This is a genomic window from Candidatus Tisiphia endosymbiont of Myopa tessellatipennis, assembly GCF_964031105.1.
GTDB lineage: Bacteria > Pseudomonadota > Alphaproteobacteria > Rickettsiales > Rickettsiaceae > Tisiphia.
This window is the reverse complement of the sequence record NZ_OZ035005.1, coordinates 1,330,994-1,346,635: the sequence shown is the minus strand read 5'-3', so window position 1 is coordinate 1,346,635 and position 15,642 is coordinate 1,330,994. Positions and strand designations below refer to the sequence as shown.

Here is a 15,642-nt window from a genome sequence, read left to right as displayed (position 1 = left end):
GGTTTGTCTTATTTACCATCAATATTATTATCTCACGCATATTCCGGGTTGGAATCTTTTACATATTCTTTGTTTACCTATTAATTAATAAACCACTATTTATTTTATTTTATGTTAATTATAATAGCTCTGTGCTACAAACTTTACTCTCTACATAATCATCCCCTGACCTTAGTACTGCAAACACCACTCTTGCCAGTTTATTAGCTACAGCAACTACTGTTTTATTATGTCCATTTCGCTCAGATAAATTAAACATCCACTGCGTAAATTTGCTAAAATCTTTTTTAGATTTTTGTTCTTCCAATGTAAATCTTATCTTGGCATTTAGTACAGCTCTAGCTCCTTGGATCAATAGAGTACGCAAGTAAACATCACCTCGCTTGCTAATTCCAAGCAACTTATCTTTCCCTCCACTGGAATGCTGCCTTGGCACTAATCCAAACCATGCCGATAATTGCCTACCATTCTCAAAACTTGTAGCATTACCTATTGATGCTATTAAAGCAGTAGCAGTAATTAAACCAAGACCAGGTATAGCTGTTAATCGTTGATATTGAGTTAAGTTGCTAGCTATTATTTTTAATCTTTTTTCTATCTCTTTTATTTTTTTGTCATTATCCAAAAATTCCTCTTTCAGTTCACTAAATGTTTGATAACCCAGCTGGCTTAAATTTCCTTCATCTAAAATCTCGGTTAATTTTGTCATAACCTTATTGATCCCTTGAGGAATAATAAAACCAAATTCATGTAGTAGACCCCTAATTTCATTAGCAAGGGCAGTACGATTTTTTACCAATCTCTCTCTTACTCGATGAATTGATAAAATATCTTGTTGTTCTACAGTTCTAATTGGTACAAACCTCATATTTGGTCTTGTTACCGCTTCACATATAGCTTCTGCATCAGCTTGATCATTTTTATTAGTTTTAACATACGGTTTGACAAATTGTGCTGCCATTAGTTTTACTGTATGCCCCAATTTAGTTATTTCTCTTGCCCAGTAACTAGCTCCGCCGCAAGCTTCCATCCCTACCAAACATTTTGGTAAATTAGCCATAAATGTTAAAACTTGATCTCTCATTAATTTTTTCTTTAATACCGTCTTACCATTTTTATCTACACCATGAATTTGGAAAATTCTTTTTGCAATATCTATACCAATTGTGGTAACTTCCATCTTAGCATCCTGATTGTTATTTTAATATTTAATATTAACTTTAGAAGATTAGCAACTGCTTTTCATTCTGTATATCAGGAGATCCATACCATTATTTTTTCACCTGTGGAATTTTATAATAAAGAAATACTGATAAAAGTGTACTTTAATGACAAGAGTTTTTATTTGAAACAAAACAATGGTAATACACATAAGAAGCATTATGTTGACTAATTTTTAGTATGTCAAGTAGAAAAGTGATGTTTACATGACTACAAACTTCATGCCAAAACCACTGCAAACCTGATTCTTTAGACGTTTTAAGCACTTTTTTGTCTCGAAGATGAGTCACTAACTTTATTTACTCCTTTTTGTACTGTGTCTTCCACTGCTCCTTGTATTTTATTAGTGACTTGATGTGCAACAAATCTTCCCCCTACTTTAATTGGTTCTGCTAACAGAGTTGGTAAGTAATCTGCTATTACAACTACACCTGCTTCAATTATCCCATTTGTAACCGGTGTTACCAAAGGCAGTATTACCTTAGATACCTCTGTTGGTAATGTTCTTTTTAATTTATCCACATCCTCTGCAGTTTTAATCCCTTCTGGCAGTATGGTTTTAACGTACTCCATTAATTTTGGTAAATTTTCTAATGCTTCTTTACGCAGTTGCTTTAACCTTGCTCTTGCTTCTTCTCGGGCTTTCTCTGGCACTTCTTTTTGCAGATGATCTACTATTTCAGAGCATACTTCTTTTGGTTGCTTTTCAAAGTACTGTTGTAAAGCTTGACCATAAGCATTAATCTTGTCAAAAGCTTCGTAGGGTATTTTTTCTACAAAGTTCTTTATCGCTACCTTAAACGCCACATTTTCTGATAACTCTAGGATATATTTATTTATAGTAACTCGTATGTATTGACCTAGTTCTGATTTAAAATATTCTTTAACTTGTTGTACTTGTCTATGTTGACAAAATTGTGTAGTCTCAAAGTGTTCGATAAAGTCTAATTGGTTACCTTTTATGGAAGACATTATTATTTCCATATTCTTTAAAGACATAGGACCACAACTAGTGGAATCTTGTTGTTCTTTGTTCGCGTGTACTTTAAGTCTTGTACCTAGCCCAAACTTTTTAAATAAAACATCATGAATATCGCCGGGAATTTCTCTGCCAAAAGAATCTTTATATAAAATGGTGGTAGACTGCCCAATATGCATAATGCACAAAGTAACCCAGTGATTAGCCTCTTTGTTATATATAATAAATCTAGGCTCTGAATCAGCTTCTTCGTACTTTTCAAGAAATTTACCTAATTGATCTATACTACCTGCAACTTCACATTGTTTTACAAAATCATATCCGTATTTCCGAGTAAGATGTTCCATGACTTTTGCAATATCTTCCTGACTGTACCACTTATCTGAATTAAGGTTAGTTAATATTTCTGACGTTATTTCTATGCCAAGCTCAGTATTGCGATTAATTCTTTTTGCTTCAGACCTTTTCATTTTTACTTCCATTTTCTATGTAAAAAATCAGTATTTAGCTTATGTGATTCCCTCTATTATCAATTAACTTGTATACTAATAATCAACATCAACTACTCCCATCACAGTAACAACATGCTCGTAAGATGTGAGTGGATTATCTGATAAATTATTGGGATTAGGTATGTATTCTTCTAGATTTCCATAATGTTGTTGCTGACCTATTTCTTCAATTTTTGTATTACATATTGTGATAGATTCTTTAACTAAGTCTATACAATCTTGAAATCTTGCGTCATGCTTAAGACCATTTTGAAACTTTTGCATAGCAGTTGTATACTTCTTTAAAGCTTGTTCGTATTTTCCTTGATCTCTTAGGTTATTAGCTTCATATTGTAATTTAACTCCTTCATTAAAGTTAGAATTACCTTCTATCTTTAAACTAATCATATGAAAGTTTCGTGTATATTCAGTATTGTCAGGTACAAGTTTATGTGCTTGTTTGAACTTAACTTTTGTTTCCTTAAACTTTTCTTTCGCTTCTGCAAGATATTGCTCTACTGTTTCTTCAATTTCTTCCAAGCTAGCTGTTTCTTCTGCTGTCCAAGCATCGTTCCATAATTTTTTACCTTGTTCATTAAGAACTGTAGCCTTGTTCTTTTGATAAATCTCATTGTTTGGTTGTAGTACTATAGCTTCATTAAATTTTATAAGGGCTTCTTCATAATTTTGAGCATTAGAATCTACCTTGGCCAACTCATTCAAGGCAAAAGCTTTTTGTTCTTTTGCTTGTTTATAGTTTAGGTCTATATGTAATGCCTTATCTGCAGCTTCTATGGCTTCATCATATTTAGTTAGTTTGATAAGAGTCGCAGCCTTGTTTTTGTGATAAATCTTATTGTTTGGTTGTAGTGCTGTAGCTTTATTAAACTTTACAAGAGCCTCTTCATATTGACCTTCTCTATGATGTTTTGTCGTTTCCACGTTTAACTTCTTTGCTTTCTCCGCATCACATGAATTGGAATAGCACCTTACACCTTGATTAACTCCATAACTTAAAGCAGCCGTTGCTGACGCAGCAAGCACAGGTACTGCTATTGCTATAGTTGAACCTACGATAGCTCCTACAGGCACTGCTATCGCTGCAGAAATCGTCCTAGTTGCTATGCTGCTACCAAGACCTTTAGCTACATTTGTAAACGTTATATCAATACTTCCGTGCTTATAATAGTTTACAGCAATTATCTTTTTAAAAAAATTAAATATTTTTTATCTGTATTTTATATAAATAAAAAATATTATTGATTAACAACAAATACACGTTTTTGTTGAATAAGCTTATGGCAAACTTCCAGTAATTTACGCATACAAGCTACTGTCGCAACTTTTTTAGGTTTAAAATTATTAATAAGTCTGTCATATAAAGCTTTTAAATATTGAAAGCCATTTTTACCTGTTAGTACTGCCATATATAGTGCATCTCGTGGTATCTTTCTGCCTCCTCTAATGAATCTTCGACCTTGTTTATTACCACTATCTCGAGCATATGGCGCTATTCCAACCATAGCTGATAATTCGTTGCCGCTATAATTTTTATTTCCCAACTCAGGTAAAAAACTAATTAATTTACTAGCTAGACATTTGCCAATGCCAGGTACAGTTTCTAATATTTTTGTTTTTTCTTGTAGTTCTTCTGATCCATCTATTATCTCATTTAATTTATCATCAATTTTAGATATTTCCTTTTGTAAGCATCCCATCAATGTTTCTATGCTTTCTTTGTCAATACCATCGACACTATTATGCAACCTCTTTTTTTCATTACTAAGCATCAATACTAAATCTTCCCGTCTTTGCTGATATCTCTTCAAATTTTCTGATTCAATTTGATGTATATAATTTGCTGTAAGTTGCATCTTATCACCGTAATACGCTAATTTAAAAGCATCTTGCTTGTCCGTTTTACAAAAATTTACTGACTTACTAAATGAATTAAAACTATAGGTATTTACCTTATGAATCCGTTGCTCATTACTATATAATTTTTGGCAAATTTCATCCTCGTAGCCTCCTGTGGGTTCGCACACTATTAGCTCAATTTTTTGCTCTTTTGTTAATTTTATAAGCTCTTCATGACCTAAATTATCATTTGCAAAACGATGATATTCCGGTTTACTGTTTGAAATATATATACATACATCAAGCCATTTTTTACTTACATCTAGACCTATTATTTTTTTCATAGTATAATCTCCTTCATCTTATTGTGCAAGGCTACTGTACTGCAGTACCTTCTGCAATTTGTTCAAAGCAAACTTAACGATAGAGGGTACTTATTCTGTTCACGACTATTTCAGTCTAGATTGCTTCAAGTCACCCTCTTACAACTACTTATAACATGTTTTTAAGATATAAGCCTGCTGAGTGCCATAGCTTAATACCCCTAATGCTGTTGGTGAGTTATCTATAAATGGTATAGACCTAGCCACTGCCATTGCTGCCATTGGTATGCTTGTACTAGCTGTATCTATTACATTATTAAAGGTAGAGCTTTGTGGATTATTTGCAGTCTTACAGAAAGCAGAGGTTGCTATTCCTACCCCTCCTACCACCACAGCTCCGACTAATGGTGGTAAGGTCGTCCCTACTGTGTCTATTCCTCCTATCTTTACTATTTCAGTAGCAACGGCTTGACTTACTAAGCCTCCCAATGCTCCTCCAATATTTCCACCAATTGCTGCTCCGGCGATACTACCAAAACATTTTCCTGTCTTCTCACCAGCCCCTTGATATCCAAAACTTTTCCCTATTTTTCCTCCTACTGCTTTTCCTATATAATTGCCTATCTCTCCACCAGTAGACCCACCGTATATTCCTCCTACTGTTTCTCCCCATTCATGGGCTGTTTTAGTTATTGCTTCTTCCTTCTCCTTAACTTCAGCCTCTTCTTTGGCTTTTCGTTGTTTGTCCTGTTCCTCTTTAGCTTTTTGTTGTTTGTCCTGTTCCTCTTTGACTTTTTGTTGTTTGTCCTGTTCCTCTTTGGCTTTTTGTTGTTTGTCCTGTTCTTCTTTGGCTTTTTGTTGTTTGTCCTGTTCCTCTTTGGCTTTTCGTTGTTTGTCCTGTTCCTCTTTGGCTTTTTGTTGTTTGTCCTGTTCCTCTTTGACTTTTTGTTGTTTGTCCTGTTCCTCTTTGGCTTTTTGTTTATTAGCTTCTTGCTGCTTTCTTTCTTCTGCTTCTTTTGCTTTTTGCTGTTCTGCTATATACTGATTCCGAAGTTTCTGTGCTTCTACTTCTCTTATTTCATTATCATTAGAATCAATATATTTTTTATCATGACGTACAAGTTTATGAAATATATTAACAGAACCTACGCTAGCTGCTGCATAGTCTCCTTGCCTTTCCATAACGTCATATTCGATTACGGTAAAACCACGTTCTTCATATTTATTATAATTAGCTAAATATTCTCGATGATCTTCCCACCTCTTACCCTTAAGTCTTGCTGTTATAACTTTTGGGGAATAATGTTCTTTTGCCATATATTTCTCCTACAATTTTAATTTTTTAAAGTATTTTCTTTCACTTTGTTAGGAAAATTAGATTATTTGCAATTTATCAAACTGTAATCAGTAAAATACCCTTAATTTTTCCCCTTAAGTACAAAATGAGTAGGTTTAAAAGTACCTAGGAATCAAATTATAAGTCTGCTAAACTGTAGGAGAGTTCTGAACTAGACTTGGTATTTAAGGTGAGCTATATCGATAGGGAAGAGATATTCTCAAAAAAGTTAAATGAAATAGGTGGCATAAAATTTACACCTAGAGAAATAGATATTATAGCTTGTATAATTCATAATAGAGGTGATAAGAAAATAGCGACTTTATTAGTAATTTCGCCTAGAACTGTAGAGACTCATATTCGCAGCATAATGCAAAAGCTAGGCAATAACTCACGTGAATACATCATTGATCTTGTGAGAAAATCTGGGAAATTACAATGTATAACTAAATATTATTTGCACTTATTAGCTCAGAATTTGTTTGAAAGACAATTGCAAAAAATAAGAAAGATTATAAATAGGCAAGATTGTAGTTGCCTACTTCATTATACAAAAATCAATAAAAATGAAGAAGATTTACTAAAGAGGTTAAAAGAACACTTAAAAACAGCTAATATAACTCTGATAAATAGGGAAGATAAAGACCAAGCTACTACAGGAGTTACTCATAACTTGTGTATCTTCGAAAAAGAACTAGTAAATGACAACAAGTTAAATGCCAGTATTGTTTTAATAGTTGATAAAAATTTAAACCCTTTAGATATTAATGCTGTTGAATATATAGATTTTAGACAAGAAGAAGATTATTACCTTTCTACCCTGAGATTAATAAAGAAAATTTTAAATAAAACTGACTTAGATCAAATTATTAAGGAGTTTAAAGCAGAATATCAAAATATGCTGAATTCTCATTTAGAAGAGGAAGATTTAAAAGATAAAATTATACCTACATCTCAATCTATCGTACTTAAAGAAAAGTTATTAAGCAGAAAATTTATTATTTTATTGATGTGTATTAGTTGTTTTTCTATTTTAGTAGTATGGATTATTTCTAATAATTTTTTTGTTTCAGATAAAATAATAACTCAAAATATAAGATCAGATTTTATTATTCCCCACAAGAGTACGCTTTTAGAACGTTCTTCTATAATTGCAGAAATTAAGGAGAAATTAAACGACAAAGACAATATGCAAACCGTTGTCCTAATTGGAACAGGTGGGGCAGGAAAAACAACTTTGGCTCGTTTGTATGCAAGTAAACAAAATGCTAATGTTACTTGGGAAATAAATGCAGAAACCAAAGATAGTATTATGAATTCTTTTGAGAATCTAGGTTATGCTTTATCTCAAACTGCAGAACAGAAGCAAGAGTTAAAGATCATACAAGAAATACAGGACTTTGATAAAAAACAAGCTAGGCTTGTGTTATTTATTAGAAATAAACTCAAAATACATCCTAATTGGTTACTAATTTACGATAATGTAGAAACTTTCTCAGATATTAAAGACTATTTCCCTTATGATCAAAAAGCTTGGGGATCAGGACAAATTATCATCACAACACGTAATAGCACTATTGCAAATAACAGTTACGTTAGTGGAGGACAAGTAATTTTCCTAGAAGAACTAAGTCATTCAGAACAATTTGATCTTTTTACTAAGATTTTGAATTCAGAAGACAGATACAATTACTCTACTTCAGAACAAGAGAGAACATTACAGTTTTTACAAAACATCCCACCTCTTCCTTTAGATGTAACAACAGCAGCTTACTATATTAAGGAAATAGGCATTACATATGAGGAGTACTTGAACCGTAAAGAACAGTGTAGTGAGGAATTTGCTGTTACTCAAGGAGAGATTATAAAAGAAAAAAGTAGCTACATTAAAAACCGTTATGGTATTATAACATTATCGTTAAAACATCTTATGGAACAAGAACCTAGTTTTAGCTCTCTTTTATTACTGATAAGTATGGTGGATTCACAAAATATTCCAAGAAGTTTATTAGATTCTTATAAAGGTAAAATCTCTGTTGATAATTTTCTGCATAATCTAAGTAAATATACAATTATTAATAAGAATTGTTATAAAAACAACACTAACTCTACATTTTCCCTTCATCGTAGTACGCAAGCTATCATTTTACATTACCTCACTAAGGTATTAAATTTAAACAAAAACTCCCAACTAATTGAATCGATAGCTACAACTTTAGAAACATATATAGATCGAATATTAGAAGTTGAGGATATTATTATTATAAAACAACTTTTTCCTCATCTTACTTCATTTTTAGAAAAAAATTTGGTTAATGAACTTACTAAATCTCATTTAACAAGTAAGCTTGGACATATCTATTGGTCTACATATCTTAATGGTGCAAAGGCAGTAGACAGCCTTAAACAAGCCTTAAGATTTTATAAAAGTTATTATAAGACTCCTAATCCTAGAAAAGCATATACTTTGGGACAGCTGGGAATAGCATATAAAATGCTTGGTAATAGAAAAAAAGAACAAGAGTACCTTGAAAAAAGCCTTGCACTATACCAACGCTATTATGGTGAGGAAAAACATATTGAAATAGCTTGGTTATTGGTAAATTTAGCATCTTTTTATAGAAAAGTAGATTACCAAAAGACTCAAGAGTATTTTGAGAGGGGGCTTGCTATTTATAAAGATTATTATGGAGAAAATGATATAAAAACATCATGGGTACTTGGAAATTTAGGGCGTTTCTATAGAAGTTTTGGCAATTATAAGAAGGCTAAAGATTTACTTGAACAAACTATTACTATTCAACAAAATAATGAAGCAAAGAATCAGATAGAATGTGCTTGGTTGGTTATTAATTTAGGTATTGTTCACCAAAACTTAGGAAACAATGAAAAGGCAAAAAAATTAATCAAAAAAGGGTTATCATTTTACAAGGAAACCTTAGAAGATGAACATATAGAAGTAGCTTGGTCACGGATACATCTAGCTATAGTTTATGGTAACCTTGGTAACTGGTCAAGAGCAAAGCAGCTCATACAAAAGAGCCTTGGATATTATATACAACATTATGGCAAGGATCATGATGAAATAGCTTGGGCATTAGAAAAGTTAGGAGTTACCTATCGAGAACTGGGGGATTTTATAAGTGCTAATAATATATTCAACCAAAGTCTTATTCTTTGTAAAAAATACTATGGTATTAATTCCGCTCAAGTTGCTTTTCTGTTATATAATATAGGAAAAACAAAGATTCTTGAAGGTGATCTGACAATAGCTGAGGAATATTTAAATCAATCTTTGGCAATACTACAAAATAAAAGGCATCCCAAGGCATATAGAGTATTGGAAAGCTTAATAGACCTATATAAAAAAGGACAATTTATGAAGAGCAGCAAGGCGATATTAAGCAAAGTCAAATTTATTACACTAAAGCTAAATACCTAATTAACAAGCTCCTTAGTATTCTAAAAGATAATTTTCCTGAAGATTCCTCGTACATTAAAAAAATTAATTTAGAACATGGAGAGCATTCAAAAGCAGGGGCAAAACTAAATTTGAATTAGAAAACTACGCCAAATCATTGGAGTTATATCTTTAAGATGTACTTTGAATTGGTAAATCTTAGTATTATCAGACATATAAAAGCAATTTATCAGTTACATCAAATAGGGTAAAATATGTTTCAGGTGTTATAGATTCATATTGTAATATATTTTTATAAAAAGCTAGGCATATTTTTTAGCAAAATTTAGTTCTGCCCCTGCTTTTGAATGGTCTCCATTTTTCTACCATTTACAACAGATGCGACCGAACCCCACTTTTCCTTGAGGAATATAATTTCTCATAAACTTATAATAATCGTCAATATTGATATTGTCTTCTTGCAGAAATCTATATACCGCTTTTATTTTTGAATCTAATAATTTATCTCCTTCTATTCCTTCTGCCATATTTTTATATTTGCTTCCTCGACACAATATTAATGATTTTATTATGCCCTTGAACGTATTTAGTCTTGAATCTTTCATCTCAAAATGATTATATAGTAATTCAGCTAGTAACATAGAGTACCACTGATTTTTTTCTATTCAATCTAAAATACTCTACTTACTAGCTCTTGCAACCCCTCCATCTCTTTTGTCCAGTAGTGTGACTAAGATGTACGTGAGGATTCGAAAATTAACGCGACGCCAAAATGATCAAAAAAGATTATCTTGCAATAGTTCCATTAACTAATATTATAGAGAGTATTTTATGTCAAAGGATAGTTCAAAAAACACAACTACTACTACAAATAGTACTACTACTCCAAGCAGCATAACCACTTCAAACAGTACAACCACTTCATCTGATTCATCATCTAGTAACCGACACGCAGACTCTTATTATTGTGATCCTAAACGACCTTGGTTAAATGATACTATTGGTAAAAGAGGCGGTTCTGCACCTTATTGTGATCGCCCTGATTCTACTAATTTATACTATAATCCTGATGATTTTTTACAGAGCAGTAATATGAATTCTAGAAATGAACAAGATGCTAATGTTGATACATTGGGAAAAACACCAATAGAAGATGTTACTCCTTAATCAGGTTCTGTCGTATCTGTTGTAAATGGTAGAAAAATTAGGTATAGCCAAAAAAAAGATATAGCTATGCCATTTCATATTTCTAACAAACTGGTTCTAAAGAAGGTTTTATTCTTACCATAGCTTACCACCAACAGTTTGTATAAAATGTAATCAACTTTTGCCCCTTTTTGAGTAAAAATTGTAATGTAAGTTGACCCCTAACCTAATCATGCTAAAACCTAGTTAAGATATAACTTCTAGAGTTTTAATTTTCAATTCTTATGGGGTCAGTTTTAATTACAAACGGATATTATCATGTCCAAATTATAATATTTCGTGTCATATTTCTTACCATCTGATGCAGTATGTGCAAAAATTGCACATACTGTGTTATTAAGCTCCTCTTCTGCTAAGATTTTATTAATATGTTTAGTAATTACTGTTCTATCTTTATCAAAAAGTTCTGCTATCTGTTGTTGAGTAAGCCATACCGTGTCATCATATATTTGTACGTCAACTTTGGTTTCACCACTTTCAGTTTGATAAATAACTAACTGATTATTTTGCATTTTATTCATAGATATTCCTAATTATTTTAAATGCATTTACAAAAATGTTTATTTCTAACCAACGCGGTTTTTCTAAAAAACAAATATGGGGTCAAATTACAGAAACGGGGTAAAAGCGAACTAGCAGCATGAAATTTGCCCAAAATAACTTCTTTTTATAAAACATATCATAGCATAAATTATAACGTCCCATCTATGCATTCCTTGAGATATATACCTTGGAACAACTAAAGCTAGGCATATTTTTTAGCAAAATTTAGCTTTGCCCCTGCTTTTGAATGGTCTCCTATTTTAGCAAAATAATATGTTTTCAAAAAGAAAAGTATTTTATATCTAACTTGTGTAATGGTTGATATTAGTTTACAATCTAATCTGCTATTACAATTATAAGAAATAGAGAGAAGTTTACCATGCGTGTGTTTATAGTAAAAAATTATAAGTAGTTTTAAGAAGATGACAAAAAAACAGAATATTCAAGAAGTTTCGGTTAAAAGTACTAAGGATCAGATCTTAGCAGCCTATAATGAGGTGGTAACAAAATTAACTGAAAAACAGGTTGCGAGTCCTCAAGAACATAAAAAGCAGGAAGAGAAACAACAAATAGTAACCAAAGCAATCAATAATTCATCGGATGATATATTAGCTGACTTAAGTACTTTAAAATCAAAGACTATTAAAAAAATTGATAATTTATCAGAACAATTGTTGGATGAGTTTCAAAAATTAGCCAATTTGCGTGAGGCTATTATTTTAGAACAAACGCATCTACAGGAACTATATCAAATTCATGAAACAGCAAATACTTTATCAGCTTTATTGCAAGCTCAATCTGAACAAAAAGAGTGTTTTGAGCTAGAAATGCAGCAAATAAAACAGAATTTTCAACAGGAAATGGCTAGTGAAAAATCTCATTGGCAACAACAACGTACAATTCTCGAGCAAGATTACAAGGAACAGAAAGATATTCTTGCAAAAACTAGAAAGCGTGAGGAAGAAGAATATAGTTATGCTTTGGAATTAAAGCGTCGCAAAGAAACTGATGAATATAATAACAAAAGAGCCATTATGGAAAAGGAATTATCTGACTTAAAAGATAATTTACTAAGACGAGAAGCTGATTTAGTAGCAAAAGAGCAGGACTATGATGTTTTAAAAGTGCAAGTGGAAGAAATGCCAAACAAAATAAAAGAGGCTATGGCAAATGCCGAAGAATTGTTACGTACACAATTATTACAACAATATGAGTTTGATAGCCAATTGAAGCAGAAAGAATATGATGGCATATTAAAACTAAACGAGCAGAGTATTGGTTATCTTGAAGAGAAAATCAAGAAACAGGAAACATATATAAAAGAACTGACTGAGAAAGCAGATAATGCAACTAAGCAGGTACAATCAATTGCTTGCCGTGCCTTAGATACTTCGGGTCAACGCTTTGTGACTTTGGGTACAAGTAAGACTGAAGAAAAAAGTTGATATTTGTAACAACAACAAATGCTCCAAATACTATAGTAGCACCAAGGATGATCCTAACTGGCACTGATGACTTTAGGCAGTTATTGCAGAGCAAGGTGGAGCAAGACAGGTGTGTGGTATCCAAAGCACAAATTCCCGCCGATAAACTAGGATGCTCTATGTACCTTATATGTGTGATTTATAGACCTTGTTGCAACAGAGATGTAAGATAAAATAGTATCTAATTATTAAAAAACTTGATTACTACAGCTTGTTATAATAGGAATTAAGTTAGAGACTTATAAGGTCATTTGTAATGGATGCTAAGATTAAGTTGCGTTTGAGTTGGATTAAGTTATATAAACAGTTAGAGCATGCAGGAAAGGTATGCGAACATTATGGTATTTCACGCTTTACATTACGCAAGTGGTACAAACGCTATGAAGTATTAGGTAAAAATGGTTTGTGTGATATTAGTAGTAAGCCCAAAAACTTTCCTTTTCAAAAAAGAAGTGAAGTTGATGAAAATCTTATACTTAAGTTAAGGAAAGAAAGGAATCTAGGATCACGACGCATTCATAGTGAATTAAAGCGTTTATATGGTATCTCATTTTCTACAGCTACTATACATAAAGTGCTTAAAAAACATAATGTAGCTCCGTTGAATTAAAAACGTCATTATCGTAAACAGATTAAACGTTATAGTTCCAAGATTCTAGGAGAAAGGGTGCAAATGGACGTTTGTAAAATTGACAGGCATCATGATCTAGATGCTACTTATCGGATGATGGACAAATTACATGAGCAAATACCTAAAATTAAAGAATTATGCTTTAAAAACACCCTAACCTTGATTCCTAATAAAGAGATTAGCCTAGTATTTTTTGATGTTACTACACTATACTTTGAATCAGTAGAAATAGATGAGCTAAGAGCCTTTGGCTATAGTAAAGATCATCGCTTTAATACTACCCAACTAGTTCTTGCCCTAGCAACTAATGAGGATGGATTACCACTCGGCTATGAGCTGTTTAGTGGTAATACCGCAGAAGTTAGCACCTTAATTAAATCAATTAACAGCTGGCAAGCGTATCTTAAAGTTAAAGATGTCTGTTTTATTGCTGATCGTGCAATGTTTAGTAAAGCTAACTTGCAAGCTCTCGATGAAGGTGGTTATCGTTATATTGTGGCAGCAAAGCTTAAAACACTCAAGAAAGAAAAGAAAGAAGAAATATTATCAGAGGAAAACTATAAGCCTACTGTTATAGGCAATGATCTTACTTGGATTGCCGATCTAGAGCATGATGGTAAACGTCTAATTACCAGTTATAAATCTAAAAGGGCTATTAATGATGCACAGGAGCGACAAAAAATTTTAGATAAAATTAATAAGACTATTGGTGAGTCTGGTAGTACTAAAAAACTTATATCTAATAGTGGAGTAAAAAAATATACTTCTAGTGAAAATGGCAAGAGCTATATTGACGCAGAGAAGATAGAGCAGGATGCGTTGTGGGATGGCATGCATGGGGTAATCACCAATGACCAAACTATAACTCCACATGAAGCAATAGCAAAATATGCTAGATTATGGGTAATTGAAGAGCAATTTAGAATCAATAAACATAATTTACAAATGCGTCCAATTTTTCACTGGACTAAACAAAGGATAGAAGCACACATAGCTGTGTGTTATATGAGTTTTGCAGTGCTTAAAACTATAGAATACAAGGTTGCTCTGACCCAAAAGATCAGTGTAACTAACATCGTTGAATTATTAATATCAGTACAGGCTTCAATCTTAAGACATACAAAGACTGGTGATCTTTATAGACTACCAAGTGCAATAAAAAACGAAGCTAGAAAAATCTATAAAACCTTTAACATCAAACGTTCAGACCATGCTGCAATATATTTAAAATAACAAAATAATGTTGTGCCTAAATTTTAAAAATCCCAGCACTATGAGCCTTCTAAGCTTATGCCTTATTAAAAAATGCGGAAGTCGGGTCCAACCAAAAGCAATAAAGAACTTGAGAGTTTACTTGGTGATAATTTTAATTTGGTATGGAAGGCTCTTGATAAGAAAATAAGTAGCTCAGGAGATGCTACTACTTTTAAAGAATTACTCATGAGCATATCAGGGACTATTATTGGCAAAAAAGATGCTGAAGGACGTCGTTCAATAACTCATAAAAAATCATTGGTTAATAAGGAATTAATAGGGGAGTTTATTGGAGTTCGTAGTGGTAATGTAGATGTAGAGTTGTATAAGTGTGATGAAACAAACTTATGCTTACTCCCCCAAAAAGCCAAAACTAGGTTATCAGATAAAGATACACTATATGGTAGCATTGATCAGATGCTATTTTCTATGGTTAAGAAAATAAAGAATAATAACGGTAATTTTACTGAGGATGAAGAAAATCTAATTGCTTTATCATCCATTCCACTAACTAACAAGATACAGAGAGAACTTGCTACTAATACTGATAATGCTTACTTAACAGTACGGATAGCTGAATTTGTTGAAAGCTTATGCTATGACGTAGTAACCAACTACCTTACTAAATTATTACAACAAACTTCTGAAGCAGTATCAGAGCTTTCTTACTTGCAGCTTGCAGATATAGGAGTATTTACCAACTTTGAGCAGGAAGTCAATAACACTATTAGCTTTTTGATAAGTAACAGAGAAAATGCCTTTAGGCGTTATAATATTATTGAGCAAACCAAGATGAGAATGTTGCAAGAGGAAAAATACTTTGAAATGAAATTTCAGGAGTTTATGTCCACTAATCAAATGGATGGATAAAAGCTAGGTAGGAAAAGGATAATAAG

14 protein-coding genes are annotated in these 15,642 nt (G+C 32.3%); 6 read left to right on the top strand and 8 right to left on the bottom strand.

All coding sequences use genetic code 11. The features are described 5' to 3' along the window. Positions 1-118: 118 nt before the first annotated feature. The 6 genes from AAHN03_RS06720 to AAHN03_RS06695 all read right to left on the bottom strand — a co-directional run bounded on the left by AAHN03_RS06720 (position 119) and on the right by AAHN03_RS06695 (position 6,188). Positions 119-1,180, bottom strand: coding sequence for an IS110 family transposase (locus AAHN03_RS06720; RefSeq protein WP_342278263.1), 1,062 nt, complete (start codon positions 1,178-1,180; stop codon positions 119-121). Positions 1,181-1,325: 145 nt separating this feature from the next. Then, a complete protein-coding gene (locus tag AAHN03_RS06715) occupies positions 1,326-1,487 on the bottom strand; it encodes a hypothetical protein (protein ID WP_341761148.1) in 162 nt (53 codons plus the stop codon). After that, entirely contained in the window at positions 1,480-2,670 is a 1,191-nt protein-coding gene (locus AAHN03_RS06710) for a hypothetical protein (protein WP_342278567.1), read from the bottom strand. Before AAHN03_RS06710 ends, AAHN03_RS06715 begins: the two co-directional genes overlap by 8 nt. A 75-nt stretch (positions 2,671-2,745) precedes the next feature. Continuing rightward, positions 2,746-3,783, bottom strand: coding sequence for a tetratricopeptide repeat protein (locus tag AAHN03_RS06705; protein ID WP_342278566.1), 1,038 nt, complete (start codon positions 3,781-3,783; stop codon positions 2,746-2,748). Positions 3,784-3,947: 164 nt separating this feature from the next. After that, complete coding sequence (locus AAHN03_RS06700; RefSeq protein ID WP_342278216.1) at positions 3,948-4,892, bottom strand: IS110 family transposase; 945 nt, start codon at positions 4,890-4,892, stop codon at positions 3,948-3,950. A 144-nt stretch (positions 4,893-5,036) separates the two neighbouring features. Beyond that, positions 5,037-6,188, bottom strand: a complete 1,152-nt coding sequence (locus tag AAHN03_RS06695) for a hypothetical protein (protein ID WP_342278565.1) — start codon at positions 6,186-6,188, stop codon at positions 5,037-5,039. 209 nt (positions 6,189-6,397) lie between these two features. Here AAHN03_RS06695 and AAHN03_RS06690 point away from each other — a divergent pair, with 209 nt between their 5' ends. Continuing rightward, positions 6,398-9,649: a tetratricopeptide repeat protein gene (locus AAHN03_RS06690; protein ID WP_342278564.1), complete on the top strand. Its 3,252-nt coding sequence runs from the start codon at positions 6,398-6,400 to the stop codon at positions 9,647-9,649. 341 nt (positions 9,650-9,990) lie between these two features. Here AAHN03_RS06690 and AAHN03_RS06685 read toward each other — a convergent pair whose 3' ends face one another. Then, on the bottom strand, positions 9,991-10,269 hold the full coding sequence (locus AAHN03_RS06685; RefSeq protein WP_342278563.1) for a hypothetical protein: 279 nt from the start codon (positions 10,267-10,269) through the stop codon (positions 9,991-9,993). A gap of 190 nt (positions 10,270-10,459) precedes the next feature. On the opposite strand from AAHN03_RS06685, the gene AAHN03_RS06680 reads away from it, so the two are divergent. Continuing rightward, the gene (locus tag AAHN03_RS06680; protein WP_342278562.1) at positions 10,460-10,795 is read left to right on the top strand and encodes a hypothetical protein; all 336 of its coding nucleotides are present in this window, start codon (positions 10,460-10,462) and stop codon (positions 10,793-10,795) included. Between the two features lie 275 nt (positions 10,796-11,070). Here the strand turns inward: AAHN03_RS06680 and AAHN03_RS06675 are convergent, their stop codons facing one another. After that, entirely contained in the window at positions 11,071-11,355 is a 285-nt protein-coding gene (locus AAHN03_RS06675) for a hypothetical protein (RefSeq protein ID WP_342278561.1), read from the bottom strand. Positions 11,356-11,799: 444 nt separating this feature from the next. Between AAHN03_RS06675 and AAHN03_RS06670 the strand changes: the two genes are divergently transcribed. From AAHN03_RS06670 to AAHN03_RS06655, 4 genes are all read left to right on the top strand, one after another. Next, entirely contained in the window at positions 11,800-12,822 is a 1,023-nt protein-coding gene (locus AAHN03_RS06670) for a hypothetical protein (RefSeq protein ID WP_341760872.1), read from the top strand. A gap of 295 nt (positions 12,823-13,117) precedes the next feature. Beyond that, entirely contained in the window at positions 13,118-13,471 is a 354-nt protein-coding gene (locus AAHN03_RS06665; RefSeq protein WP_341760870.1) for a helix-turn-helix domain-containing protein, read from the top strand. Between the two features lie 63 nt (positions 13,472-13,534). Beyond that, the gene (locus tag AAHN03_RS06660; RefSeq protein ID WP_342278560.1) at positions 13,535-14,725 is read left to right on the top strand and encodes an IS1634 family transposase; all 1,191 of its coding nucleotides are present in this window, start codon (positions 13,535-13,537) and stop codon (positions 14,723-14,725) included. 72 nt (positions 14,726-14,797) lie between these two features. Then, positions 14,798-15,616 carry a conjugal transfer protein TraH gene (locus AAHN03_RS06655; protein WP_342278559.1) on the top strand — a complete coding sequence of 273 codons (819 nt, stop codon included), beginning with the start codon at positions 14,798-14,800 and terminating at the stop codon, positions 15,614-15,616. The last annotated feature ends 26 nt before the right edge of the window (positions 15,617-15,642 follow it).